The sequence below is a fragment of the Moorena sp. SIO3I6 genome (assembly GCF_010672095.1).
On sequence record NZ_JAAHHU010000817.1, the window covers coordinates 1 to 2,153 of the forward strand.

The window sequence follows — 2,153 nt, forward strand, 5'->3', positions numbered from 1 at the left end:
TTGCTCCAATTGTGGCAATAAAGTCCCCAAGAAGTTGCATGTCCGGTGGCATGATTGTCCCCATTGTGGATGCAGTCTTGACCGCGATCATAATGCAGCTATCAATATACGAAATAGAGCGGCAGGGCAGTCCGTTCTTAAAGCCCAGCGCCTCCTAAGGGATGCCCGGATTGGCGCTTGTTGCCTACACTGAACCTGTAAGGTCAGTGTAGGAGCTGTCACTGCTACCCAACTTACTAACTACTGAACCAGCACCTAAAATACCCACTGATAGTAGACCAAGTATAGAAGCAGGTTCTGGAGTTGAAGCTGCTACAACAATACCTGAGCCGTTAAATCTAAAGTCGAGATTTTGAAAATCTTCTGCAGTAAATTCTGAATTAACGGGAATTACGAAATCAAGATTGTCGAAATCAGCAGAAAAAGTATTGCCATCTTGCGTAAATGACAAATCGTCTAATCCCCAACCTCCTTGAAAAGCGAGCTCAAAACTTTCATTGATAGTAAATGAGCGTAATAGTCCTAACCCTACCGACTCCAGCCTAATACCTGTTGAAAATTCAAAAAGCCCCTGAGTTCTTAATAGAGTACTACCTAAAAAGTCAAAGACAATCTGATCGGCTTTATCATCAAATGTAATCTCCAAAGATGTATTCAGATCTGACTCAAACTCTTCTTCAACAGACAAAGGAATGCCTTCGTTATTGACAACATCGCGGAAAGAAGGAGACTTAAATGGATCCGGTGCTGCATCTGCATTAGTCACGGTAAAAGCCTGCAACGTCCCAGGAGTCCTTCGCAGGATTTTTTGACGCTCTTGAGTTGAAAAGAACAAATTACCGGTTGAAGTTCGCTCAGCTGTGGAACTTGCAAAGGCCTCCGCCCTTCCTACAGAGGTGTCAGCAACAGATTCAGCTATAGCGACTGCCCCTGTTCCAGGCACATCGGGAAACGAGAACGTAAAAAAGAAGGGAAAATCAGCATCACTAGAACGAGTTTGTGCGAATGCTGAAGCTGTGATTGTTTTTAAGGATGCCGCCTCAGCAGGAGGAGAAGCTCCCAAGCTCAATGCAGCCAAGGTACCTATAGTGGTAGTCGCTACAGGCAAAAATTTACCAGAATTGAGTAAGTTCATAGATTTGATTTGAGATAGTAGGTTAAACAACGTTGCGACCTGTGGCGTTACTAGAATAGTCAAAGACTTAATCAACTGGAACAACTGTTGTTATTTCGTGAGTATATAAATAAAGCTCAAAGGAAAGATATGGTAACTAAGGATCTTTACCGAATTTTTATATATGTGATTATTTGATGATGCTCAGGGAGTTACCTTTACAGAATCTTTAAAAAAAACTCCTATCAACGAGCCTCCCAAGTCAGGAAACTGTTCTTTGGGATTATGCATTCTTACTGAAAGATGCAATTTATAATTACACAAAAATCCAATTTATAATTACCTGATAGCTTCACTCCCCATAATCAATCATCTAGCGGCAACAGTCTATCCTCTTTCAATTGTCGAATGACCGCTTTTCTTAGGTAATCCGAATTGTTGGGTAGCGATCGCATAATTGGCCTTTGATATGCTATCTGTAGCTATCTGTAGGGTGCGTTAATAACGCACCGTAATCGTTATAGCGGTTCTCATAGTAATGAGGTACACAGGATTTTTTTCCTGTTCCCTATTCCCTATTCCCTATTCCGTTTTTTAGTAGATAGCCTAGAGTTACTATCAGTAGCTACGTCAGAGTCTTGAGGTAGCCGACCCATAGTACTACTCAGAACTGTAAACAGTTGTTGCAAATTTTCCAAATTTTGCTGAATAATCTGGCGTCCTTGTTGTACCTGCTGTAGGTGAAATTGCTTCAGTTCAGTGTAAGGCCCATTGCCCATAAACTCTGAACCAACTTCGTTGTTGATTTCACCATCAACAATATTCATGCGAGTACGCATTGTGCAATCAGAGGTTGGCTGGTCTAGCTCGGCTGAGGAATGAGGAGCTGAGCTAGATGAGGATACCCAAGTTGTAATTTCTAACTCCACTGCTTCACCTAGGGATAGGGTCAGAGCATCCCTAATGTTACCTGCCTTGATTTGTTGTTTAAAGTCGTCTTTAGTGGTCATGGATTTTGTTGCCTTAGTTGGGTACGGTG

Annotated in this window: 3 protein-coding genes; 1 reads left to right on the plus strand and 2 read right to left on the minus strand. The window is 42.1% G+C overall.

The window, feature by feature from the left end:
- Positions 1–193 (plus strand): zinc ribbon domain-containing protein (locus F6K49_RS43080; protein WP_293107745.1); only part of this gene is annotated, 193 nt, incomplete at its 5' end.
- Here F6K49_RS43080 and F6K49_RS43085 read toward each other — a convergent pair.
- Entirely contained in the window at positions 185–1,135 is a 951-nt protein-coding gene (locus F6K49_RS43085; protein WP_293107748.1) for a hypothetical protein, read from the minus strand. The genes F6K49_RS43080 and F6K49_RS43085 overlap by 9 nt on opposite strands.
- 554 nt (positions 1,136–1,689) lie before the next feature.
- On the minus strand, positions 1,690–2,153 hold a 464-nt coding region (locus F6K49_RS43090), incomplete at its 5' end, for a hypothetical protein (RefSeq protein WP_293107751.1).

What these genes read in the sequence shown, in the direction of transcription:
- F6K49_RS43085 (WP_293107748.1), bottom strand. Translation starts at nt 1,135, where the DNA reads ATGAACTTACTCAATTCTGGTAAATTTTTGCCTGTAGCGACTACCACT.